The organism is Lysinibacillus sphaericus (assembly GCF_006864135.1).
Classification (GTDB): domain Bacteria; phylum Bacillota; class Bacilli; order Bacillales_A; family Planococcaceae; genus Lysinibacillus.
Window position 1 is genome coordinate 106,047 of sequence record NZ_SADV01000001.1, and the last position, 23,132, is coordinate 129,178.

General features: G+C 35.7%; 23 protein-coding genes. 7 read left to right on the forward strand and 16 right to left on the reverse strand.

What is annotated here, in order from left to right:
* Window positions 1-15 precede the first annotated feature (15 nt).
* Window positions 16-3,279: a S8 family peptidase gene (locus tag C7Y47_RS00490; protein ID WP_142506973.1), complete on the reverse strand. Its 3,264-nt coding sequence runs from the start codon at window positions 3,277-3,279 to the stop codon at window positions 16-18.
* Window positions 3,280-3,480: 201 nt separating this feature from the next.
* On the opposite strand from C7Y47_RS00490, the gene C7Y47_RS00495 reads away from it, so the two are divergent.
* A complete protein-coding gene (locus C7Y47_RS00495; protein ID WP_142506974.1) occupies window positions 3,481-3,762 on the forward strand; it encodes a hypothetical protein in 282 nt (93 codons plus the stop codon).
* A gap of 46 nt (window positions 3,763-3,808) precedes the next feature.
* On the opposite strand, the gene C7Y47_RS25325 is transcribed toward C7Y47_RS00495, so the two are convergent.
* The 4 genes from C7Y47_RS25325 to C7Y47_RS00510 all read right to left on the reverse strand — a co-directional run bounded on the left by C7Y47_RS25325 (window position 3,809) and on the right by C7Y47_RS00510 (window position 6,083).
* Window positions 3,809-3,934: a hypothetical protein gene (locus C7Y47_RS25325; protein ID WP_255504981.1), complete on the reverse strand. Its 126-nt coding sequence runs from the start codon at window positions 3,932-3,934 to the stop codon at window positions 3,809-3,811.
* 145 nt (window positions 3,935-4,079) lie between these two features.
* Window positions 4,080-4,478: a nuclear transport factor 2 family protein gene (locus tag C7Y47_RS00500; RefSeq protein ID WP_142506975.1), complete on the reverse strand. Its 399-nt coding sequence runs from the start codon at window positions 4,476-4,478 to the stop codon at window positions 4,080-4,082.
* A gap of 4 nt (window positions 4,479-4,482) precedes the next feature.
* Window positions 4,483-5,304 carry a cytoplasmic protein gene (locus C7Y47_RS00505; protein WP_142506976.1) on the reverse strand — a complete coding sequence of 274 codons (822 nt, stop codon included), beginning with the start codon at window positions 5,302-5,304 and terminating at the stop codon, window positions 4,483-4,485.
* A gap of 158 nt (window positions 5,305-5,462) precedes the next feature.
* A complete protein-coding gene (locus C7Y47_RS00510) occupies window positions 5,463-6,083 on the reverse strand; it encodes a DsbA family protein (RefSeq protein ID WP_142506977.1) in 621 nt (206 codons plus the stop codon).
* Between the two features lie 519 nt (window positions 6,084-6,602).
* On the opposite strand from C7Y47_RS00510, the gene C7Y47_RS25330 reads away from it, so the two are divergent.
* Window positions 6,603-6,734: a hypothetical protein gene (locus C7Y47_RS25330; protein WP_255504949.1), complete on the forward strand. Its 132-nt coding sequence runs from the start codon at window positions 6,603-6,605 to the stop codon at window positions 6,732-6,734.
* A 213-nt stretch (window positions 6,735-6,947) separates the two neighbouring features.
* Here C7Y47_RS25330 and C7Y47_RS00515 read toward each other — a convergent pair whose 3' ends face one another.
* The 5 genes from C7Y47_RS00515 to C7Y47_RS00530 form a co-directional block, all read right to left on the reverse strand.
* The gene (locus C7Y47_RS00515; RefSeq protein ID WP_142506978.1) at window positions 6,948-8,213 is read right to left on the reverse strand and encodes an MFS transporter; all 1,266 of its coding nucleotides are present in this window, start codon (window positions 8,211-8,213) and stop codon (window positions 6,948-6,950) included.
* A 364-nt stretch (window positions 8,214-8,577) separates the two neighbouring features.
* Window positions 8,578-9,765 (reverse strand): MFS transporter, encoded by a 1,188-nt coding sequence (locus C7Y47_RS00520; protein WP_142506979.1) that lies wholly within the window; start codon window positions 9,763-9,765, stop codon window positions 8,578-8,580.
* Between the two features lie 373 nt (window positions 9,766-10,138).
* Window positions 10,139-11,182, reverse strand: coding sequence for an ATP synthase beta subunit C-terminal domain-containing protein (locus C7Y47_RS00525; protein ID WP_142506980.1), 1,044 nt, complete (start codon window positions 11,180-11,182; stop codon window positions 10,139-10,141).
* A gap of 487 nt (window positions 11,183-11,669) precedes the next feature.
* The gene (locus C7Y47_RS24770) at window positions 11,670-11,825 is read right to left on the reverse strand and encodes a hypothetical protein (protein ID WP_185903355.1); all 156 of its coding nucleotides are present in this window, start codon (window positions 11,823-11,825) and stop codon (window positions 11,670-11,672) included.
* A 389-nt stretch (window positions 11,826-12,214) separates the two neighbouring features.
* Window positions 12,215-13,168, reverse strand: a complete 954-nt coding sequence (locus C7Y47_RS00530; protein ID WP_142506981.1) for a bile acid:sodium symporter family protein — start codon at window positions 13,166-13,168, stop codon at window positions 12,215-12,217.
* A gap of 127 nt (window positions 13,169-13,295) precedes the next feature.
* Between C7Y47_RS00530 and C7Y47_RS00535 the strand changes: the two genes are divergently transcribed.
* Window positions 13,296-14,321, forward strand: a complete 1,026-nt coding sequence (locus tag C7Y47_RS00535; RefSeq protein WP_142506982.1) for an S-layer homology domain-containing protein — start codon at window positions 13,296-13,298, stop codon at window positions 14,319-14,321.
* Between the two features lie 266 nt (window positions 14,322-14,587).
* On the opposite strand, the gene C7Y47_RS00540 is transcribed toward C7Y47_RS00535, so the two are convergent.
* The gene (locus tag C7Y47_RS00540; protein WP_142506983.1) at window positions 14,588-14,797 is read right to left on the reverse strand and encodes a hypothetical protein; all 210 of its coding nucleotides are present in this window, start codon (window positions 14,795-14,797) and stop codon (window positions 14,588-14,590) included.
* A gap of 305 nt (window positions 14,798-15,102) precedes the next feature.
* On the reverse strand, window positions 15,103-15,783 hold the full coding sequence (locus tag C7Y47_RS00545) for a LysR family transcriptional regulator substrate-binding protein (protein WP_436970090.1): 681 nt from the start codon (window positions 15,781-15,783) through the stop codon (window positions 15,103-15,105).
* Window positions 15,784-16,107: 324 nt separating this feature from the next.
* Between C7Y47_RS00545 and C7Y47_RS00550 the strand changes: the two genes are divergently transcribed.
* Window positions 16,108-16,665 (forward strand): flavodoxin family protein, encoded by a 558-nt coding sequence (locus C7Y47_RS00550; protein ID WP_142506984.1) that lies wholly within the window; start codon window positions 16,108-16,110, stop codon window positions 16,663-16,665.
* Window positions 16,666-17,066: 401 nt separating this feature from the next.
* Here the strand turns inward: C7Y47_RS00550 and ade are convergent, their stop codons facing one another.
* Window positions 17,067-18,818: an adenine deaminase gene (ade, locus tag C7Y47_RS00555; protein WP_142506985.1), complete on the reverse strand. Its 1,752-nt coding sequence runs from the start codon at window positions 18,816-18,818 to the stop codon at window positions 17,067-17,069.
* Between the two features lie 127 nt (window positions 18,819-18,945).
* On the reverse strand, window positions 18,946-19,368 hold the full coding sequence (locus C7Y47_RS00560) for a pyridoxamine 5'-phosphate oxidase family protein (RefSeq protein ID WP_132359637.1): 423 nt from the start codon (window positions 19,366-19,368) through the stop codon (window positions 18,946-18,948).
* Window positions 19,369-19,524: 156 nt separating this feature from the next.
* Between C7Y47_RS00560 and C7Y47_RS00565 the strand changes: the two genes are divergently transcribed.
* The 3 genes from C7Y47_RS00565 to C7Y47_RS00575 all read left to right on the forward strand — a co-directional run bounded on the left by C7Y47_RS00565 (window position 19,525) and on the right by C7Y47_RS00575 (window position 21,178).
* Complete coding sequence (locus C7Y47_RS00565) at window positions 19,525-20,154, forward strand: YczE/YyaS/YitT family protein (RefSeq protein WP_400934722.1); 630 nt, start codon at window positions 19,525-19,527, stop codon at window positions 20,152-20,154.
* Between the two features lie 144 nt (window positions 20,155-20,298).
* Window positions 20,299-20,586, forward strand: coding sequence for a PadR family transcriptional regulator (locus C7Y47_RS00570; RefSeq protein ID WP_185903372.1), 288 nt, complete (start codon window positions 20,299-20,301; stop codon window positions 20,584-20,586).
* Entirely contained in the window at window positions 20,573-21,178 is a 606-nt protein-coding gene (locus tag C7Y47_RS00575) for a DUF2812 domain-containing protein (RefSeq protein WP_142506987.1), read from the forward strand. Before C7Y47_RS00570 ends, C7Y47_RS00575 begins: the two co-directional genes overlap by 14 nt.
* 47 nt (window positions 21,179-21,225) lie before the next feature.
* Here C7Y47_RS00575 and C7Y47_RS00580 read toward each other — a convergent pair whose 3' ends face one another.
* Window positions 21,226-21,858: a 50S ribosomal protein L25/general stress protein Ctc gene (locus C7Y47_RS00580; protein ID WP_142506988.1), complete on the reverse strand. Its 633-nt coding sequence runs from the start codon at window positions 21,856-21,858 to the stop codon at window positions 21,226-21,228.
* A 304-nt stretch (window positions 21,859-22,162) separates the two neighbouring features.
* Window positions 22,163-23,080, reverse strand: coding sequence for an S-layer homology domain-containing protein (locus tag C7Y47_RS00585; protein WP_185903356.1), 918 nt, complete (start codon window positions 23,078-23,080; stop codon window positions 22,163-22,165).
* Window positions 23,081-23,132: the final 52 nt, after the last annotated feature.

The window sequence follows — 23,132 nt, forward strand, 5'->3', positions numbered from 1 at the left end:
TCTTTTATGCTAATCTTATATTACTTCAAGTGTATAGGGTTGTGTACTAGCTCTACCGTAAGATTCACTTACTTCAATATAGTATGTTCCTTCATCAAGTTGGACTGTACCTACTTCAGCATCACCAGCTCCGTGAAGATCTAAAGTCTCTACTGTTTTTCCTTTTGCATCAATAATACGAATAACGCCATCTAGTGCTTTTTCTGTTTGGAGAGAGAAGAACACATCGCGTTTGCGGTCATTGTTAAATTCAAAATAGTCCTTATCACCAAATGGAACACCTGCATTTAGATATTGAGTAGCAACCCATTTATTGTCTTTTTCCGTAAGTATAGTTGACTTTGTCGGTATACCGTTAACTAACTTAGAATCTGCATCTTCATCTACTCTTTTATGATCAAACAAAGTTAAAGTATATGGTTGAGTTGATACTTGTCCAAGTGCTTCCTCAACAAGAATAATATAACCGTGATCTTTTTTAGCTTTAAAAGAGGTATCTAAGTTGTTTTCACCTTGTCCAAATGGAATTACTGTATCCCCTTCTTTCCCATCAATTACCATATTACCGTTTGTATCTTCATAAAGAAAGCCTGATAGTTCCAAGTCCTTTTGAAGCTCTTTAGGTAATTTATCTAGCTCTTCATTTGTGAATGGTACGGAAGAAACTTGAAGACTCATGACTTCATCTTTACCCTGATGTTTATAATAATAGCCGTCCATATCATCATGATAAATGAGATGATTTTTATAACTGATACCAGGTTGAATCATTTGAAGTGCTTCTTTATTATCTCTATTATAGGCTTCTGGAATAGCTGCTACTTTACTAGTTTTAAGTGTATATGGGTCAGAAGAACGCTCACCAAGATTGGCTACTTTTACAACATAGGTTTTGCCCTTTTTCAACGCAACTGTCATTGTATCATTTTCATTGTTTGTTGATGTTAATGAAGTAACTGGAATTAATTCATTTTTTTTCTCATCATATTCATATATAGTACTATCTAGTACTTGATTCATACCTTTTTTAAATTGGAAACCATATAAGGCATCTTCTTTAACTGTTAATAAGTGGTAATCTTCATCATCTTCGGTTTGGAAGTATGCTTTTTGATTTTGACCAATATCAAAACGAATCGCATTCTTCATAATCAAATCCACGTCTTCTGGATTTCCAGAGCCATCTTGAGGTATGGACTTTAACAGAAGCCCATCTTCATCTTTAGGAATGGTAATGATTTCACTTGTTAATGTGTAAGGAATGATTGATTCACTTATAGTTTCTTTAGTTTCAACGCCGCTAAGTACCGGGTTTCTATTAGTTACGCTTATTACATACTTCTCATCAGGAATCGCATCGACAACAAGGCTTACTCCGTTGCCTTTATCAGTTCCGTAGGATGCTTGGATTGGTTTTGCTTTACCTAAGTCCTCTATTAGATAAAGTTCCAAAGAAGCTGTTGTAACACCTGGAATACTAGATAAATCAAATTTCAGTGTCGTTGGTTTAGTTACTGTAAATGTAAAATAATCTTGGTCTCCTTGATGATCTTCAGAAAGTAGGGTATAGTTTTTTCCCGCTGTACTAAATGGGAATTTTTGAATCTTCTCCATATGCTCCATATCTAATGAATCAAATGGCAATTTTTTAATCGTTTGAACTGTGAAGACGTAGTTAGAATCGCCATTTGTGCTATAGCTGCCATTATAATCTTTAACTCCAATAAGAAGGGTTCCCTTTTGAACTGCTTTATATAGGTATCCTTCTTGCTTGCCTACGCGGACGTCATTGATGTTGATAGGTTCTACTTCTCTGTTGTGACCTTCAGGGTAGAAGTATAAATCAAATGCATAATCGTATTTATTTTCACCTTTTAATGTCAGTTGAGCATATTCATTTGCTTCTAGATCAACCTTGTACCATTTCTTTTCGTCCGGTTGCTTGAATTCACCTTTTTCCGTATTCAATGTATTCTTTTTAAGGACTTTTGCATTTTTCATACGCTCTCCTTTTGTTTCAGAATACTGTTTAGGTAAATTTTTTAAGTCGAATTGCAATGCTTTTACAGGATCGACAAGCCCATGTCCAAATGTAAGATCATAGCCCTTCTCCCCTAAATCCTTTGCGGTCATTTCAAGAATTGCTTCTATTTCATGAGGCTTTAAATTTGGATATTTTGATTTTAGTAGAGACGCTATACCTGCAACTACAGGAGATGCCATAGATGTCCCACTATCTACTTTAAAGGATGATCCTTTTTTCTCATCATAAAATGTACTGTATATATCTTCCCCTGGAGCTACTACGTCAACTGACGGACCATAATTTGAATAGTAGGACAGTTCATTTCGATCATTCGTAGAACCTACGCCAATAACGCCTTCGTAAGAAGCAGGAAAGAAGTAATTATCTGTCGAGTCATTTCCAGCACCTGCAACAATAGTAATTCCTTTATCAATGGCTTTCTGAACGGCATCCTTCAGTAATGAATTTTCTCCATAGCCGCCAAGGCTCATATTGATAACATCAGCACCTTGCTCAATAGCGTAAAGTATTCCTTGTGCAATGACGAAATCATTGGCCCCTTCTCCTCCATTGAATACATCAATTGGAAGAATTTTAGCATTTGGATTAATTCCATGTCCTCCAATACCATTATCTTTTGCCGCGCCAATAATTCCTGCTACGTGTGTTCCATGGCCATCAGGATAAGATGTATTGGCAGGTGCTGCAGCATTATATGGTGGAAGCACTTGAGATTTTAGATCCGGATGTTTAAAATCCACACCACCATCGATAACGGCTACTTTTACCTCGTGATTGCCTGCTAATTCTAGAGTCTTATCAATTTGAAGTAGGTTTAAATGATACGTATCTTTTTTCTTTGGATCTTCTCCTGTGTTAAAGGAATGATACACGTAGCTTGGGGATACACTTCTAACTCCTTTTTGCTTGGCATAATAAGAAACCGCTTTTTCTAAAGTTGTTCCTTTGTTTAGTTTGATAACATCGTATCCTAATGAAGGAATCGATCGGATCACTTTTGAACCAATGTTTTTATGTACATTATTATCAAGCCCTGAATGTTTGACGATAATGGTATCCTTACTAATCCAATCCTTTTGATTTTTCAATGTTCGTTCCTTATTGCTAGCTAGTTTCACTAATTCTTGATTCTTCGCTGTTTTTTGTGGTGCTTCAGCAAAGGCAGAAGTAGTAGGAACCATTAGTGTAGCAGTTGCTACAATAGCAATTGATTTTTTAACCCAGTTCTTCAACTGTTTTACCTCCTTGAGTGTTTTAATGGGAGTCACATCTGTCCTACATTGAATGAATGATAGGTTTTCATTCAATATAGTGTAAGTATATTGGCATATCCTTATAGTAAAATAATGGTCTCCTTAACAAAATCTTAAAAGAATAAGAGAGTTATAGTAGATTAATGGGAATAAATCGAGTTTCTTTTAGTGATTTTATGCTTGGGTTATTTTGCTTGGATATTACCCGAGCATTTACTTATTTTTGAATTTGGAATCCAAGGAATAGCAACCTATGTAGAGAAAACCGACAAAGTATTTGCTACTAGAAGCCACTTAGACATTTATGATTTCCGTGCAAATGTAACGTCTCAGGGCATGGATGATACAGGTTTAGCTTTTTTATTACTGGGAAGTTCTAAGGAAATAATAAAAGAATTTACTATAGATGAAATAAGAAAAAATAGAAAAAAACGAAGCAGTTATTATGGAAATTTACGATGAAAATCGGACGATTGACCAGAAGTAGTCACCAACTTTATAGAAAATATTAAGCCGTTATTATTTGCTGAACGAATCCTTTTTCTTTGGCTAGGTATTCTAGAACATGTGGAAACATATGTCGTTGTAATTCTTCAGCAAATGCTTGAAGTTCGTCAAAAATCAAAAGATTCATAAAAAAACGCCATCCTTTCCTGATTCTACAGAAAGGATAACGTCTTTTTGCTTTATGGATAGTGTAAAATCTTAGCCTGATAGCGATGGGGTAGCGTCAGGAAAATAAGGTTATCTGACGCTACCCCAAGTAAAGTTACAAACAACTAATTTGAATTTAATGCATTATTGACAGTTGCGCTGTCCACGATTTGAATAAATTTTTTAACCTTATCATTCTCATCAAATTCATATAGATGGCAAAAGTCTGCTATAAATGATTTTCCTGTTGCTTTATACGTCCCACTATATTTTCCGTAGACGATAACCGTGTGATTATTAAACGCATAGATTTCATCTTTTGCAGAATAGCCATCCCATTCGGTTCCAAGGCGTTCATGTACGTTTTTCACTACTTCATTTGGACCTACATAAGTACCCGCATAAGGAAATCCAGCAGCTTCTGTCCAAGATACATTATCACTTAAATACGTTTTGAAGGCATCCAATTTGCCTTCACCAGTTAATACATATGTTTCATGTAATAATTTTTGATATTTATTCATAACATTAACCCCAAGGAATTTCTTTCGTTACAACTTTAGCACTTAATGCTAATACGCCTTTATTTGCATAGCCTGGATATGCTGCTTCAAGCTTTGCAACAAAATCCGTAGAAGTTTTACTTACTTCAGAAGATTTAATTGCAGTTTTTAGATAATTGATAGTGGCGATAAGTGCTTGATTATCTAAAGATTTTTCAATTGAACCATGGCTTGGGACGATTATGTTAGCATTTAACCCTTGTAACACTTTCAAGTTCTCAATCCAAGATTCCATTGCTTCTTTTTCGCTAGTATCTGCTAAGAAAACATGAATTTCATTGAATATATCAATGCCACCAATCAATAATTTTAATTCCTTGTTAAATAAGCTCGTTCGGTAATTATCTAAGCCTACAAGTTCAAATGTTAAACCTTGAAAGTCAATAGTTTTTTCTGCTAACACTTGAGGCAATACAACATTACTTGGTGCGTTTTCTCCAAGTGCATCTTTCCAAACTTTTAATTTCCCTAAGACAGAATGAACAATATGTTCAACAGTAGATTCTGTGGCATACGCAATGGCTTCTGGATACGCAGCTTTAATACTTTCTAATCCAAAGTAGTAGTCAGGATCTCCATGAATAATAAAAATTTTATCTAATGATAAGTTATTTTTTTTCAAATAATCAACAATTTCTTTCGAATCGGATTGCGTAAATTTCGTATTTATTAAGAATGCATGTCCTGCTTTTTCAACTAAGGTTGCAGTCACCATAAAACTTTTTTCTTCAGAACTAAATATCGTCAATTTCACATCATTTTGATTTACATCGATTGTTTTAATCATAGAATTTTATCTCCTTTTTGGTGAAGTTATTAGCAATGTAGTTTTATTAGTTGCAAATGAGTTATAATACCCTTACTTTCATAAAATCATTACATTTTTTCTCTTCTTTGTGAGAAAGTATGTGTATTTAACTATAGAAACTTAAAATTGAACCCTCTTTAATACAAATTTTTAAAACGCTCTTCAATTTTATCCGACGTCATTACTCCGCCACCAATTGGAATTAATTGATTATCCTTGTGTAGAAGTAAAGAAGGATAACTAGTTATACCAAGTTGTTGAACCTTATTGAAATCATTTTGAACTTCTAGTATAGTTTCTTCGGATTTTAGCCGCTCTAGCACTTGTTCAGGATCCAAATGATGATCAATAGCTATCTTACGATATGTTTCAGGATCGCTCAGACTTTTCCCATCATAATAAAACGCACTTTGCATAGCTGAAGTAAATTCTAACAAACGGTTCGGTGCTAATGAACGTAAAGCTGAAAAGCCAATTGCAGCATCTATTGAATTCATAGTAAAAGTACCTTCTGACAGCAAAGCCTGATATGAAGGACCAAATTCTGCACCAGTAAGTTGATTAATTCTTTTATTTCCTTCTGATATATATGAGAATTTTTTTATTGGTAGATTATCTAAAAATAATCCTCCGGATAAAACAGTTAACGGCATTTCAGGGTGATTTTTGTAAAAACCTCTAATACTTTCTGAAAATCCATAGCACCATCCACAATATGCATCCCATACATATATTAGGGTGTCTTGTTTTGTCTCCATTAAAAACGCCTACCTTTATTTTTTATTATTAACCAATCTCGCTGCTACTTATCAGCTAAGCTCGTAGAATTGCATCTTTTGTAATCTATTGTGCTTTTTCAGGCGCATTATTATGCCTTCAACATCTATTGCTTAAAAGAAGGGACACCAAAAAAATTTCATCATTACTTAAAGATTTCGAGCCCCATTTCTAGTTCTGCAGCTTGACTTCAAGTAGAAAGCAACACGTGCTTGAATATACAGTGCTTTTCCACCTGTAACAGTTGTTGTTACAACCTGTTGTAACCATTATAGTTACAACTAGAATAAAAGTCAATTCTTATTGACGCAAAAATTAACATTCCTCTATAAATGTTGATATATCAGAGTTTGTTATATTTCTTACCTTCGATGTTTGTTATTGTAGTTTGTGTGAGAATCTACGTCTTAATATTTGTAGTTATGCTAGAACAACTACTTTAATTTTTATCAATGATTACAATTTTATAACGAGGAATTAGATTTAAAAATTATCAAGGAATGAACAAATTAGAACAAGTAACGAATGAATTACTCGAAGCGGGATATACAATCGAAGAAATTAAAGCATCCTTTAATGAGGTGATTAAGGAATCTAATCATACAGAAGCAAATGATAAAACAAATAGCTAATTACATAGTTATTTATTTTTAGTAAGAGGACAAGGTTCTTTTGATTTACATTTCGGAGTACCGAATGTCAACAAAAGAACCTTAAATTAAGTTGTTTTTTTATAAAGTTTTATTTAAATTCACTCTATATTCTTGATTTTTCACTACAAGTTTTAAAACATTGGTTACTTTGAAACTATTTTAGTAACCATTTTTAGTATCATATAATTTATCTCAAGTTTTTCTTGACCAAATGACAACTGGAATAAGGATTAAAGATAATAGGCCTCCAGTTAAAGATAATGTTGCATAGCTTGCATTAGCTACTACCATGCCTGAGAGAGCACCACCAGAAGCCCCTGCTAGTGCAACTAAAACATCAATTTTCCCTTGTGTTTTTGCTCGAGTGGACGGCTCAGTCGAATCGACTATTTGAGCAGTACCACTAATTAAGCCAAAGTTCCAGCCTAATCCAAGTAAAGAAAGAGCTACGATTAATAGAACCATAGAATCACTCGGTGCGAATGCCGCTAATAAACCTGCACATAACAACGTCACTCCCGAAGATATACTCATGGCTGTTCGTCCAATTTTATCAACAAGAACGCCTGTTACGAGCGACGGAAGATACATGGAACCTACATGAAATCCTATAACAATTCCAACCTCCGATAAGCCATGACCATGATGTTTCATATGTACTGGTGTCATCGTCATGATAGCAACCATGACAATTTGAGTAAGTACCATAACCGTTGCACCGACTGCAAGACCTCTTTTGTTGATTGTTTTATGAAAGGATTCCGTCTTATTTCTAAGTTCCAGTTCTTGTTTGTGTGCTTCTATCATTGTAGCAATTTCTAATGGATCAGGACGCAACAAAATAAAAAGCACTAACCCAGCCAATATAAAAGCTATAGATGATAATATAAACGGTCCCGCAAGGGGAGGAACCCCCATTAAAAGTGCAAATCTACCCATACTTTCTACTAAATTCGGACCTAAAACAGCGCCGAAAGTCGTCATTAGCATTGTCGTGCTGATAGCAGTAGCCCGCTGCTTTTCATTAGCTAAGTCTGTACCAGCATATCTAGCCTGTAAATTTGTCGCTGTCCCTGCACCATAGATTAGTAGAGAAGCGAATAATAAAATCACACTATTCATCAAAGCAGCAATTACTACACCAATTGCACCAAGTCCACCGACAATAAAGCCGGTTGATAAACCTGTACGACGCCCATAACGTTGTGATAGTTTCCCTACAATTAAAGCTGCACCTGCCGACCCTAAAGTAAATAAAGCGGAGGGTACTCCTGCATAGGCATCTGTTCCAAGCATTTGTTGAGCTAAAAGAGCCCCTACTGTAATACCTGCTGCAAGCCCCGCCCCACCAAAAATTTGTGAGAGACTAACAACGATTAACACTCGCTTATATAAGTTCTTTAGTTTTTCGGGTGAATCAATATATGTATCCATTGTTTCCTGTGCTTTTCCAAGCATGTTTCAACACCTTCTTTCTACTTTCCTCTACATCTGCACGAAGAAACATCTTTCTTCTGTACCGGGGACAAAAAACGAAATGACGTTAATTAATGGTACGGTCTCGTCTATATTCGTTCATATACACAATGTATCAGTTTTTTAATAAACTGCAACATACATCAAAAAAGAGTGGAATTTCCGGATACTCGAAGCACCACAAACATTTTTGGTTTTAGTGGCATTCCCTATCAGACCCCACGTTTCCCCTCACTTAAAGGATTGGGCTTTCCCGTTCGGAATATCAATAAAAATGTAGACTTAATTAAGCTATAAGAACTGCCAAAGCATTTTACAGATTTGACAGTTCTTTTTTTGTTTATTGTTAATGAGCATGCATAACAACACTCTTTTTCTTTGAAAAGAGTAAAAAAGTGATGGTTAAACTTAGACTAATAATACCAAAAACAAGTCCCAATCCACTTAAACCAACTAAATCTAGCATCATGCCTGTTGACAATAAGACGAACTGAAAGATGACAGAATCAATCATATTACGGAATGAGAAAAATCGCCCATGAAAATCTTTTGGCACTTGCTTTTGAAAAATCACCATTGTCGTCGGGAAAAAACAGCCTACTGAAAAACCAAAAACGCCAAAAGTTGCTAACGCAAAGAATTTAATATCCGATAATAGTAGCATTAGCTCCATCGAACCGATAATAAATGCTAATGTAAAGAGTAGTGTTCCAATGTTCACCCGCTCCGTAAATAATTTCAAAGTTGCTGCTCCTAGCATGAAGCCTATGCCCTCAACTGTATATAATAATCCTGATATTGTCGTTGAATGATGAATCTCAGAAATTTTCATAATAACTAAATTAAAGGAGCCTAAAAATAATGTTGGAATTAACATTAAGACAAGTGTCATTAAAACAACCGGGTGCTCCTTCACCATCGGTAACACTTCTTTAAAGTCTCCCTTTTCCTTAGATGTTAACGATTGATTTGTCGTTTCATCTAATTGTAGGAAGTTCGTAATAACAAACATCAACATATAGACAATAAATGAAATGATGTACAACCATTTCAGCTCAAAGAAACTTAACATGAATCCCGCTGCAGCAGTACCAATAATCCTTGAAATCGTTCGTGCATTCATTTGCCAAGCATTTATTGTAATTAAATCCTTATCCTTTACAATCATTGGAATAATAGATTGTAAAGCTGGCATATAAAAGGCGGCTGCTATTTGCAACGTAATTAAAAAAAGAATCATCCAAATAACCGAATTTGTATAAAGTGCCATAAACATAAACAAAACACTTATAATTCGTCCTACACTAGCCCACTGTACAACTGTTTTCTTCATTGACCTGTCAATAATACGCCCTGCCAACGGACCTACTACTAAACCCGCCAATATACCGCTAGAAATAATTAATGATTTGCGAAAGTCAGAGGGTACGACTTCTTGCATAAAAGCAAGATTTCCTATAATCCCAGCCCACAAGCCAAGACCTACAACAAATTCACCTAATAAAATTATCCATACATTCCGATTACGCCACATGCTATATCTCCTTGTTGTATCATTAATTAATAAATCGTAACAAAATTACAAATATTAGTACATAGTCATTTTAACTAATTTCATTATATGTATGTCTTGAATATATTTAGTTCTTTAATTATGGAATATCGCCTTTTCGATCATATCAGGAAAGCGATAAAGAACATATTATCAAACATGTCCGTGTAGCTTTAAAAATTTGCAAAAAAATTTAGATAAAAATCACCTCTTTAGTTTTTCTTAGAGGTGATTTAATATTGAATATTAAAATAAACTTGAAGATTATAAAGAAATGTACTTAAACATACAGGTTAGATTAGTTGAAGAAGAAACTTTAAAAACAATAGAAAAGGCCTTTTTCCCTATTCTAGGATTAAAGACTCCCAATAAACACTAATTCTGATGCATCTCTAGAATCTAAAGCACCGTTCATAATTTCTTGTACATCATTCAAAGTATCTTTAAGGCTGACAGATTGGCCCGGTTTATTTGTAAAGGGCTCAGCAGTATAAAAAGGCTGAGTTAGATAGGCTTCCAGTTTCTCTCCTCTTTGATATGTTTGTAACTCAGAAGTCGGAATCCGTTCAATCCCACTAACATTCACTAATGAACGGAGTTCCCGATAACGGCGAAGAAGTTTTAAGGCTTTTTGTTGAATTGTGAAATGTTCCTGATCTAAATGTGCTCCTTCGAGAACAGTTGATGTTGAACTAAGAGGATTAACGGCTGGATAGCGGTGTCTTGCAGCAAGATCAGCATCAAATTGCCAAAAAGTTTCAAGTGGTCCATAAGGTAAATCTTCATCAACAACTTCGCCTGTCAAATCAACGAGGAAAGTTGTAACAGAATGAATTCCAATCCCTTGAAGACTCTCCTGCAGTTGTTGGATACCTCCTGTTATAACATGGGTTCTGTCTGCAACGAACATAATGTCTTTGTCTCCACCAATATTCGCAATACACTCATACGTGTCTTCAATGGTGTTTGTAATGATTTCTACATTTTCTACAAGATCATTTAATCCTTGATGTTCACCTTTAGGCATTAAAAAGATTGTTTTATATGCTTCATTTTTAAAACGATAGAGTAATTCTGCTAAAACTACGAGCTGCCCCATTCCAGGGCGTGCAACCAAACCGACAGTACCTCCTTTTGCTAAAGGAGCAAATAAATCTAACGTTTTGATTTTGGTTTCTATCATTTCGATTTTCTCCCCTCTGAGAATCAGATTATCCAAACTGCAATCGGCTAATGATGCAAGTGCAACTAAAGTCCGAACCTCGGCTCTACCAACAGGTATTTTTCCCGTGCATAAGTTAGAAACGGTTGCTGATCGCAAGCCAACTTGTCGGGCTGCACTTGTTAGATTCGGTACTTTCCTGCGTAATAAGCTTACATTTAATCTTAAGTCATCCATTTCCCATAATTCCCCTCCCTTACTCCATATTGTGAATTAAATGGCGTTAAATTGCAACAAAAAATTACGCTCTAAAATAATATTAATTACTTTTTGGAGTAAATTATGTAAGAGCTATTCAAACTTAAGGAAGAGGTACATTAAATGAACGACTAAGTTGCGTGCAGTTTAAACATACTTCCTAACAGAAGCTACAGTGCAACAAAGGTATCAAAAATAATCAAACTTTTTTATAATGAATTTTATCAGCCACATAAATAAAAGCATGTTTTGATCAATCTTTTTTCAAAACATGCTCTTTGAATTTGCCCTTATATCAAGGTTGATATCGTTAATTTTATTACAAAGCTACAGTCTGATAGTAGATAAACGTTATGTTTTTACATAAAGCTATTTGGCAATTTTTAGTCGACAGACCGTTATTTAACATTTTATGAGGAGCCTTAAAACTAACACTACGTAACATTAGAAAAATCTCGTTTTCAATTCATATTAATTTTTTTACAAGGCGCCGCCAGCCTATCCAGAAAATAATGACCATCATCCCTGCACCAACAGACTCTGTCAGTTTCCATAAAAGTATAAGAATTAGCAAAATAATTAACGGAAGAATCGTTAGCTTTACATCATCTAACTCTTTCATTCATGCACTCTTCTTTCTTAAGTGACATAATTAGTACTCAAAATACTTCCGACAAGCATAAAACACTAAAATTTCTTGTATAAAAAGGGCTGGTATTAACTCTCAAATTTATAGTTCTGATATGAAATATCTCCTCCATCCTACATTTAAATAACATGGATACTGCTTATCTTCATCATATTCTGAAGGTAGCATAATGGAAACCTCATGTTTTGTTATTTTCACTTCATGATCTTGCAGCAAAATTTTTAGTGTCTTTTCTTCTTTTTGTAACAGCTTCACCATCATTAATTGTCACAAAAATGATGTAGCATTCTAATAACTGTCGGGATAGTAGCTCTTACATACTCGCTTCCCCTCGAACATTCGCGGATATTTTTACATTTAACCTATAGTAAACCTTCCGCATATTTCAGCTGATACTTTTCCATTACTCGGCTAAAGAACGAGGCTAGAACTTGCTGAAATAGCATACCAAACACCACAGGCATAACCGTTTCTGCGGGAAAGTATGTAGTCGCTATTACAACCCCTACAGCAATATTACGCATCCCTCCTGTAAAAACGAACATCGTAACAATGCTTTTATCCTTCCAAAGCATATGCCCTAATACTAAACAAAAAGCATATCCTGATACAGCTAGTAGAAATACGACCAAAATAACACTAACAAGCTCCAAGTTAATATTTTTTATATATGGGGCAATTGCACTACTGTTAATCATTACAATACTAAATAAGCTAAGTTTTGAAAAAGGGGCTAATTGCTTTCCTAATGTAAGCTCAATTTCACCTTTAGTAAACTCATTTAACGCTACACCTATAAGAGAAGGCACAACAATCATCCAAAGTAAATCTAGAATGAGACCAACAGTATCAATTTCGATTGATTGCCCTACTACAATATGAAGTAATGCTGGAATGACAAAGGGCGAAATGAGTGTATCGATTAAAATAATTGCAAGACACAATGCAAGATGCCCCCTACAAATACTAACCCAAATAAAGCTAGTTACCCCTGTTGGTATAACGACTGCTAAAACAAAACCAATTGTCAGCAGATGATCGTGAAAGATGATGTTTGATACAAAATAAGCCCAAATTGGCATGAGTAGGTGTAAAAATGCAATAACAATTACTATTTCTGTTGGGTATTTTTTAAGATTTTTTATTCCTTCAAAATTCATGCTTAAACTACCTGCAAATGTCATAAAAGCGAACAGCCACGGCACTAAAAATAATAGCTGATGCCCTACGTTCTCAAACAACACACCAATTACTAAGCTAAACGGTGTTAAAATAGGCATCCATTTTTGGAAGTATTTATTTAAACTATTTAACATCTCTTTTTATTCCTTCTTTCATAAAAGAATAGTTTTCTTCAGTCTATAAACTAAAAAAAAATTTGCAGTTTATATCCATATCCTTCAAACTATTAACATGACTAGAAAGAAAGGATGACTGAGACTAATGAAAAAATTAGTGTGCACTTTATTGCTTCCCCTACTTGTTGTGGCAACTGGATACACTGTACAAGCTGCTGGCTTTAAAGATGTGCCAGAAGATCACTATGCCTTTGAAGCCATCATGTGGGCAGAGGAATACGATATCGTTAATGGTTATCCAGACGGTACATTTAAGCCCAATGCAACAATCACAGAGCAACAATTCGCAAAACTACTAGCTAATTTTTATGAGCTTGAATCACCGTATGATGAGTTAAAAAAACAAACCCCTGCTGCAAACGGGTCTGACGAATATTACAATCGTCTTGCGAGCTACGGTGTTCCATTAAACGGATATTTTGATAATAATATTCGCGCAGCTAGTGTGAAGCGCGGTGTTGTGGCACAGGCAATTACACATTTAGCTAACGGTAAAAGTGGATTAGATCAATCCATACAATTTTTACTCGATTATTACATTTCCACTGGACAAAACTTTCAGTATGAAAACCGCAATTTACAGAAGTTTTTTGGCGTAACTAACAATATGACACGAGCTCAAGTCGTGACAATGCTACACCGTATGGATGAAAGAAATTTTTATGAAATTTCAGAGGACGCACAGGCAATACATGAAAATACGAGTAATGCTTCTTTAAATACACGAGCAAAAAATGGGCAAAGTCAGCTAGATAAAACGATGCAGCTGACAACACCTTCTAATAGTGCTTGGGATGGTAACTATTCGTATTACTATAAATGGGGTACAGGCACAACTGATTTTAATCGTCGAGATGCCTATATTTCAAACGCAACAAGCAAAAGCTTTAATATATTTATTACTGCCAATGATGGGACAGCTGCAGGGAGTGTCGATGGGACTGCAACGATTACTTCTAGCACTAAGGCTGTGATGAACAAATCCTCAAACGGCAATCGTTGTGTAGTAGAATTTGAGCGCCTTAATAATGCGCTTAAAATTACCGAGGTAGATTGTCGCACAGAGCATGATGAAGGAACTAATTTTTCTGGTACTTTAAAGAAACAATAAGTTTTTCATAGGCCCGAAGAAAACTCATAAAGGAACACCCTTGAGGTACTTTTATAAATCACAATAATACGCTTTCTTAGTGAAAAGAACTAAAAAGTGCGAATGGATAAAAATATTCATTCGCACTTTATACTTATTTTAAACTAACGTCTTTACCTTTCAATAACGTCTACATAACAATTCGTTTTATTTAGCGTACTAAAGAAAGCGAAAACAGAGCGAATTCTACGGATTTGTAGATTCTCTCTGTTTTCTCAGAAACCCTACTATTTTTTATCTATGCAATCAAAAACATATTTTTCAACAGTAGGTTTACCTTTAAATACAACATAGCGTGTGAGTATAACTTCTTTATCTTGAACAGTTAATTCAAATGGTGCCTTCTCTGCCGATATCGATTTTAATAAATCTTTTAATGCTAAAGAAGCAATAAGTTCGATATCTTCCCCATCATAATGATAATAGGATACACTCACCAAGTCATCGTTATTACTTTTACAAGCAACATAAAAACCATCTTTAACTGCCGCGTATCGGAAATTCCTTATGTTGCTATTGTTGCTCCCTATACAGGTGTTAGATCCTTCTTCGATCAAGATAGCAACAATTTTTAAGAAAAGAGAGCCTATTTAAAATACCGGAAAATTAACTCTAAATTGAAATGACAAAAACCACAGATTTAGATAAGCCTAAATTGTGGTTTCCTCTTTGTAAATTATTTAAACGGTGTCCTATCTAGGTGACCTAGATCTTTTATCATCAGTCAGGGTATAACAAACTCTTAAAACTTCTTATACATCTTCATAGCAATCTCTATAAAATCAGCGAGATATGGAAATATGTGTTTATCCTTATGCCAAGCGATATCCGTAAAAATATCAGCTAAATTCATGGATATAGTCAGTTCTTTTAAGCGATTGTTTTCTAACTCCTTCTCCACCACCATTTTGGGCAAGAATGTAATACCTAAGCCAGCCATCACACATTGCTTAATAGCTTCAATACTTGCAAATTCAATCATTTGTATTGGTAGCGCACCTTGCTGCTGAAGCTGTACTTCCAATTGATTGCGGTAGGAGCAACCGCTTTCCGTCAAAAGCATCGTTTCATTTGAGAGTTGCTGTACAGAAAATACCTCTCTGTCCACATTGCTATTAGTAGATGCACTGACAAATACTAATTGCTCTCGAATAAGTCGCTCACGATGTAACATAGGTGTTTCCTTATATGCATCTGTAATAAACGCTATATCAAGCTTGCCTGACTGCAATAAATCTTTGGCTATTTCGGTCGTATTGACAGGCTTAAAAATGATTTTTACTTGTGGATGTGCTTTCTGAAATTGTTGTAAAATACCCGGCAGACGGTACACACATTGACTTTCCTGTGCACCTACTTTTAACACCGCTTGTGCTTGTTCATTTACTACAGCTTTTTTCATATCTACATTTAAATCTAGCATTTTTTGAGCATACTGTTGTAATCGCTTGCCCCCCTCAGTAAGGGTAATACGTTTTCCAAGCCTCTCAAAAAGGACTACATCAAGCTCTTCTTCAAGCGATTTAATTTGTGCTGTAATACTCGATTGAGCATAGCCTAGTTAGCTGTGCAGTCTGGGTAAAACTTAACGTTTCTGATGCTGTTAAGAACGTTTGCAGTTGTTTAAGATCCATCTTCCCCACCTCTAAATCGTTTTTTTCGATATATTCCATTGAAAGATTCTGCTTTATCGATAATAAATATAAGTTTACACTTGTTATAGCCTGAAGAATAGAGGAGGATTCTTATGAACATTACAGCTTTTATTGGAAGCTCTAGAGCCGGTAGTAATAGTGAACAGCTAACTGATTATGTATTAGATGGCATAAATTATGTAAAAATAGATCTAAAAAATTTAACGATTGAGCCCATTAACGATTTACGTCATGATAACAATGGCTTTCAGTTTGTAGATGATGATTATGATCAAATTATCCATGCGTTTCTAACAAGTGATCTCGTTATTTTTGCAACACCTATATATTGGTACAGCATGTCGGGAATCATGAAGAACATGGTAGATCGACTGAGTCAAGCTATTCGAGATGAGCGGTTTCCACAGCTAAAAGAGAAACTACAAACTACAGAAGCCCTTGTTGTTGCTGTCGGTGGTGACGATCCATATATAAAGGGTTTACCAATGATTCAACAATTCCAATATATTTTTGACTTTTTAAAGATGCCGTTCTCCTCGTATATTATCGGTGAAGCAAACAAACCTGGTGAAATTATTCATGATGAACAAGCACTGATGCAAGCATCCATATTAAATAAGAAATTAAAAGTACGTATTTATCCCATATAATAAACGACCTGAAAGCGGCTATGCTTTTAGGTCGTTTTTATATGTAGCGCATTAAATTGATGTGATTTCTGTTTCAGGTTACTCGCTTTCGCACAATATTACCATTTGGTGAAGTTTCGTTATTTTCACTATAAATAAGACTAACATGTCAAAAGAACATACTAAGTAAGCTATGTGGTTGATTGGAGTGGAGACTGAGCGACTCCTTGGGGGTCAGCGTCACAAATGAGAACCTGCAGCGTAAGCGAAGCGGCTCATCGGACGCCCCCAGGAAGCTTTGCTCTGTGCGAAAGCGAAGCAGCAGCAACAAAGCGCTCAGACGGAACGGAAATCCCTCTCGTTTTGCCGAAATGGCATAATTATTTAATAGGACACCTTAATTTCATTGAGATATTCTAATGTTAAACTTCCGCTTCTACCGGAATATGTTGGAATGTTGTCACATCAAATAGCCCTGTATCTGTTAGCTTTAAAGCAGGGATAACTGGTAATGCGACAAATGAAAACGTCAATAAAAAATGAAAATCTAGCGTTGGATTGAGCTCGTGTATGGCGTTATGCAAACTTGCTAATTGCTTTTTCGCCTCATCTGCTGGTGCATCCGTCATTAAGCCCCCAATTGTTAATGGCATTTCCGCTAATATCTCACCATCTGCTACTATGACAAAACCACCTTGAATTTCTTGAATGCGTGACAGAGCAAGTAACATATCTTCATCATTCGTACCTACCACTAATGCATTATGCGAATCATGGGCTACAGTAGTGGCCACTGCCCCTTTTCGTAAACCAAAGCCCTTCACAATACCAAGACCTGTGGTATGCAAATTGTGATGCCGCTCAATCACTGCTAGCTTTAGTAAATCCTGTTCAACTGAAGGTACAAATACGCCATCTTTCACAGGTACATCTATTACTAAATGGTTCGTAATAAGCTGATTTGGTATAATTTCCAAAACATTCGCCTTCGTACCTTTATGGAATGGAATGCTAAGCATGTCCTTCGTTACATAAGGTAAATGTACAGAGCGATGAATATGTGTAGGTACAATAGGTTCAGTACGATTCGTTAACATCGCACCGTTTTCAGCAACCTTAATACCATTTTTCCAAACTGCCTTTGCACGCATATTGTCGATGTTCTCGATTAATACAAAATCCGCCTTATAACCTGGTGCTAAAACGCCTCGATCATATAAACGATAGCATTCAGCTGTATTAACAGTTGCAAGCTGAATAGCCTGCAATGGCTCCATCCCTTCCTCAATGGCCATTGCCACATCAAAGTTAATGCTACCTTCATCCATTAACTCATCAACATATTTATCATCGGTACAAAAGCCAAAACGGCGAGCATTTGTTGCATTGACAGCAGGCAATAAATCACGTAAGTTTTTTGCTGCTGAGCCTTCACGAATTAATACATACATCCCTTGCTCTACACGATCAGAAGCCTCCTGTGCCGTTACACATTCATGATCTGTATGGATACCAGCAGCACGATAGCCCGTAATTTGATGACTATTTAAGCCCGCACAATGTCCATCTATAACTAAATTAGCCTGTTCCGAAAGAATAATCTTTTCAAGCATGCTGGCTTCACCATTTAATACCGCAGGAAAATCCATGACCTCCGCTAAACCTCGAACATCTTCGTGCTGTAAAAACGGCTCTAAATCAGCAGCTGTCAGCGTTGCCCCTGCATTTTCAAAATGAGTGCCCGGAACACTAGATGGCAACATAACAAAGATATCCATATCTGCTTTTTTGGCATCTTCTAGCATAAACTGAATGCCCTCCGCACCTGCAACATTTGCTATTTCATGAGGATCTGTAATGACTGTTGTAATGCCATGCGGAATCAGTATACGGCTAAATTCTGCAGGTGTTAACATCGATGACTCAATATGTATATGTCCATCAATTAAACCAGGTACAACATATTTTCTTGCGCCATCCTCTTCGTTTTTAGCTTTAAATCTATTCATTATATCAAGCGCCACAATTTGCCCATTGTTAACGACAATATCTGCTTTTTTCCACGTCAATGTAAAAACATCTGCTATTTGTACGTTACGTAAAATAAAATCCGCCTCAATTTTCCTTTGCGATGTTAAAATATTTTGTGCAAGCTGTTGTAGTTTATTTGTCATTCTTTGCACTCCTTTGTTCTATTTTGAATTATCATGCATGAACACTCGCCTAATTTCAAGTTAAGATTTATCATGTAACAAAGAATATTTCTCCATCTTCGATAAATAATCAAAAAACGACCACATCTTAATGGTCGTTTGTAAATTCGAGTTCTTTAGGTGGATCGCCTTTTTTATTCATCAAGCGCATACGAATCGGCTCGATTTTTAGTGTAATCATTTCATCTTGATTACCAACGAAAATGCTTGTAAAAAGTTCAGCTAACTTATTTTTTATTCCTTCCTCTAGAATTTCTGTTAGCTTTCCTTCAATTTCAACGTATGTGTCACCAAAGCCTCCATTTTCGTATCCATACAATATATGTGTATATGGATTTTTACGAAGCTCCTCCATTTTTTCAGAATGTTTATTCGTTACGGTGTATAATACAAAATCCTCATGTTGGAATGTCATATAGCGTGAGTACGGTTTGCCATTCTCAACTGTTGCCATCGTTCCTATTTTTTCACGATTTAAAACTTCTAGTATTTCATCTCGTACAGAGGTCATATCATCTCATCCTTTCTTATCCCTACTATTCTGTCCTTATTTAGCTTACCTAACCCTATTTTTTGAAAAATGTGAATTGACAATATTCGATTCATTTTAAAATCTATTGTTATAATAATTTGTTGAACAACATGAATTTTTAGAATGAGGGTTATAATGATGAAGCAAGCATTTTTCACACGGTGTCTGTTCTTCTTAACGGGTATTTTGCTTTTATCCTTAGGTATAACATTGACAATTAAAGGTCAGATTTTCGGTGTTGGTTCATGGGATGTGTTACATATTGGACTAGCTAAAACATTAGGATTAACCATTGGTATTTGGTCCATTCTTATCGGGCTAGCCATAATAGCGTTTGATATAGTAATTACAAAGAAGTTTCCACTGCCGGGTACGTTTATAGATATGTTTTTAGCAGGAATTTTTATTGATATTTTTAACTATTTGCTTCCTGATATAGATGGTTTTTGGATGCAACTTCTTTCATATGTATGTGGCTTACTATTACTTGGCTGGGGTTGCGGTATGTATATGGTGGCAAATTTAGGGATTGGTCCTCGTGATTCATTAATGCTTTTAATGGTCCATAAGCTTGGCTGGAGTGTCACACGCTCTCGAACAACTATGGAAGTAACTGTCGCTTTAATCGGCTTTTTACTAGGTGGTCCTATCGGCGTTGGTACGGTACTAATGGCCTTCGGACTCGGACCGATTGTCCAATTTGCTTTAACGTATAATGAAAAATTATTTATGAGATGGACTGGCGTGAAAAGCGCTGTAGTATAGGCTTACAAGACAATGCAAAAGTGCATTGTCTTTTTTTATTCGGTTGCAATATACAGTTCAACTATATATAATTGAACTATATAGTCGAACTGTATATGAGGTGAACTTGTGAAAAAACATAAATTACTCCCTTTATCTGAAACCATGCATTATATTCTACTCGCCTTACGTGAACCATTACATGGTTATGCAATGATGCAAAAAATCGAAGAAATGAGCGCTGGTAGTGTAAGGATCGCTGCTGGTACTATGTATGGCGCAATTGAAAATTTATTGAAATATCATTGGATTTCGCCTGTAGAGACCCATGATACGAGGCGTAAGGTTTATCAAACAACAGCTGAGGGACTAGAAATACTAGCTGTCGAACAACAAAGATTACAGCGAATTTTATCTTTATATGAGGGGGCTGATGGACATGAAAAAGTTTAAAATTTTTTTTGATATCGAAAAGGAAGAGCAATGGTTAAATCATATGTTGTCCAACGGGTGGGTTTGTACAAATGTAAGTTCTAGCGGATTTTATACATTTAAAAAGACAGCTGATCTTGAACAAGTTATCCGTATTGATTATCGGCAAGATCTTCGGAGTGAAAAACGAACTAACTATAAACAGTTATATGAGGATTTTGGATGGCAAGCATTAAAGGGAAAATCGTATGATGGTACCTATTATTGGTTAAAAAGAAAAGATGGCAACGATGAATTATTTTCTGATAATGATTCGAAAATTTCTAAATATAAACGATTAATGAAACATTCCAGCAATTGGGCAGTATCTTTTATATGGTTAATGATTTTTTATTCCAATGACCATTATTATTACTTTTTCAATATAAAAGATGCTTATTTTACGCCAGGTTTATGGGATGCAAAGGGTTATGATTTTCTATTTTCTTTTTTATTTGAAACACCATTCGCCATCATGCGCATTATCCCACCATGGCTATTTTTAGCAACTGGCAGCTTGTATCTAATCACGTATTTCCGTTATCGCCATTCCATACACAAGCTTATAGCATAAACTATAAGGAGCCACTTACCGAATGTAAGATGGCTCCTTTTTTGTTTCTATTTTTCTGAATCAGATGGATTTTTCCCAGTAGCCTCGATTACTTCAGGGGTTCCATCTACTGTATCTTCCTGCACATTTTCAGCGGCAGGTGGTGTAATCGTCACTAATGTATAGTCATCTTCCTGTAAAATTTCAAAGGAAAACTGTTGACGAATATCTCCTACATAAAGTGATGTCCCGATGGCTACTTCAGTCACATCAATCTCTATTGTTTCAGGAATTTCTGTTGGACTTACTTTTATTCGAACTTCACGATTAGGCTGTAATAGGAATCCACCATCTGCAACTCCAATAGCTTTACCAGTAACCGTTACAGGAATATCAACCTCTAGTTCCTCTGCCATATTAATGGACTTGAAATCTACATGCTTAACATTCCCCTTTAACGCACAGCGTTGTACTTCTGTTACCACCGCATTGATCTGTTTACCGTCTACATCTAATTGAAAAACATTTTTATTGCCGAATTGAGCTAATAATTTCGCAAATTGTCTGGCATCTAGTGATATTGCTGTTGATTCCATTTGATAGCCATATACAACGCCCGGAATAGCACCATTTTGTCTAAGTTGAGTTAATGATGATTGACGCCCTTTATCGCGCTTTTTTATAGTTAAAACAGTATTCATCGTATATTCCCCTTTCATGGAAACTAGTCTCATAAAAGGTTTTGCCCGTTCTATAGATTTTTATACATGAGCACTATGTATAGCTTTATCTGAAGTTCGTGCCGGTGCTCTAGTTCTACTATCCGTTCCATTGAATATAATTTACCAGCAAAAAAAGCCGAGACGTTGTTATGCTCGGCAAAATTTATCTTCATTCAGGCAAATGTTTTCTGTGTGAAAGAGTAGCGTCAGCAACAATTGGTTTCTGTGCGACAGCAAAGCGTCAGCAGCAACGATTACGCTATGGCGAAATTGATAATATAAATTACAATCTTCCAGCTGCGCTTAAAGTCATTGCTAACATTTTAGCAAACTCTCCACGGGTAATAAATTGATTTGGCAATAGATTTGTATTGGTATCTAGAGCACCGATTGCATACAAAGTCTCAGTATGACGCAATGATTCCTCTTGGAGATAGTAGCTATCCTGATAAGGTAAAATCACATACTCTTCTTCTTGGACAAAATTAACAGCTTCTAATGTTCGACCAAGCATTAAAATTGCCTGCTGGCGTGTGATTTTTCCATTTGGATCAAATATAGTTGGCGTTTTTCCGTTTATGATTCCTAGCGAATGCAAGGCACCAACATAACCGCTATACCAAGATTTTTTAGCATCTATGTCTTTGAATTGTTTTGTTTGTACTTGTTGAAAGCTAAATGCGCGAGTTAATAATGCACTAACTTGTGCACGTGTTAGGGAATCATTGACACCAAAGTTATCAGCTGTTTTACCTTGAACGATGCCCCTCCTCGATAAAGTACTAATATACGAACTATACGTTGATCTTCCTATATCACGAAAATAATTAGGCGGTGAATTATCAAATTTTAATTCTGCATTATTATGAATAGTGGCAATTACTCGGTCATTTAGATCTCGATAAGCAACCGGCTCCAATGCCCCCTTTTTAACAACTTGTTTTAAGACCCCATCCTGACCATTTTTAAAAATTTCCACTTCTAATGGCTGACGGTTATTGACAATATTTGCTTTAACACTAAAAATATCGCCTTTTTCTGATGCATTAATTGTAGCACCATATGCAGAGTACACCGTCATATTTGGCGTTTTCATATGTACATAACTAGTTGGCTCTTGATAGGCATATGCCTGCATTGGAATGGCCAATGATATACCTAACAGTCCAACCAATACACCCTTTGAAATTTTTCCTTTCATCTTATTTCTCCCTTCTTTCATCTAACACAATCATACTGGATTTAATTATCCA

Excerpts from the sequence above, each read along its gene's own strand:
- C7Y47_RS25325 (WP_255504981.1), bottom strand. The coding sequence starts at position 3,934 with ATGAATCTTTTGATTTTTGACGAACTTCAAGCATTTGCTGAAGAATTA.
- C7Y47_RS00500 (WP_142506975.1), bottom strand. The coding sequence starts at position 4,478 with ATGAATAAATATCAAAAATTATTACATGAAACATATGTATTAACTGGT.
- C7Y47_RS00505 (WP_142506976.1), bottom strand. The coding sequence starts at position 5,304 with ATGATTAAAACAATCGATGTAAATCAAAATGATGTGAAATTGACGATA.
- C7Y47_RS00510 (WP_142506977.1), bottom strand. The coding sequence starts at position 6,083 with ATGGAGACAAAACAAGACACCCTAATATATGTATGGGATGCATATTGT.
- C7Y47_RS25330 (WP_255504949.1), top strand. The coding sequence starts at position 6,603 with ATGAACAAATTAGAACAAGTAACGAATGAATTACTCGAAGCGGGATAT.
- C7Y47_RS00515 (WP_142506978.1), bottom strand. The coding sequence starts at position 8,213 with ATGCTTGGAAAAGCACAGGAAACAATGGATACATATATTGATTCACCC.
- C7Y47_RS00520 (WP_142506979.1), bottom strand. The coding sequence starts at position 9,765 with ATGTGGCGTAATCGGAATGTATGGATAATTTTATTAGGTGAATTTGTT.
- C7Y47_RS00525 (WP_142506980.1), bottom strand. The coding sequence starts at position 11,182 with ATGGATGACTTAAGATTAAATGTAAGCTTATTACGCAGGAAAGTACCG.
- C7Y47_RS24770 (WP_185903355.1), bottom strand. The coding sequence starts at position 11,825 with ATGAAAGAGTTAGATGATGTAAAGCTAACGATTCTTCCGTTAATTATT.
- C7Y47_RS00530 (WP_142506981.1), bottom strand. The coding sequence starts at position 13,168 with ATGTTAAATAGTTTAAATAAATACTTCCAAAAATGGATGCCTATTTTA.
- C7Y47_RS00535 (WP_142506982.1), top strand. The coding sequence starts at position 13,296 with ATGAAAAAATTAGTGTGCACTTTATTGCTTCCCCTACTTGTTGTGGCA.
- C7Y47_RS00545 (WP_436970090.1), bottom strand. The coding sequence starts at position 15,783 with ATGCTAGATTTAAATGTAGATATGAAAAAAGCTGTAGTAAATGAACAA.
- C7Y47_RS00550 (WP_142506984.1), top strand. The coding sequence starts at position 16,108 with ATGAACATTACAGCTTTTATTGGAAGCTCTAGAGCCGGTAGTAATAGT.
- ade (WP_142506985.1), bottom strand. The coding sequence starts at position 18,818 with ATGACAAATAAACTACAACAGCTTGCACAAAATATTTTAACATCGCAA.
- C7Y47_RS00560 (WP_132359637.1), bottom strand. The coding sequence starts at position 19,368 with ATGACCTCTGTACGAGATGAAATACTAGAAGTTTTAAATCGTGAAAAA.
- C7Y47_RS00565 (WP_400934722.1), top strand. The coding sequence starts at position 19,525 with ATGATGAAGCAAGCATTTTTCACACGGTGTCTGTTCTTCTTAACGGGT.
- C7Y47_RS00570 (WP_185903372.1), top strand. The coding sequence starts at position 20,299 with ATGCATTATATTCTACTCGCCTTACGTGAACCATTACATGGTTATGCA.
- C7Y47_RS00575 (WP_142506987.1), top strand. The coding sequence starts at position 20,573 with ATGAAAAAGTTTAAAATTTTTTTTGATATCGAAAAGGAAGAGCAATGG.
- C7Y47_RS00580 (WP_142506988.1), bottom strand. The coding sequence starts at position 21,858 with ATGAATACTGTTTTAACTATAAAAAAGCGCGATAAAGGGCGTCAATCA.
- C7Y47_RS00585 (WP_185903356.1), bottom strand. The coding sequence starts at position 23,080 with ATGAAAGGAAAAATTTCAAAGGGTGTATTGGTTGGACTGTTAGGTATA.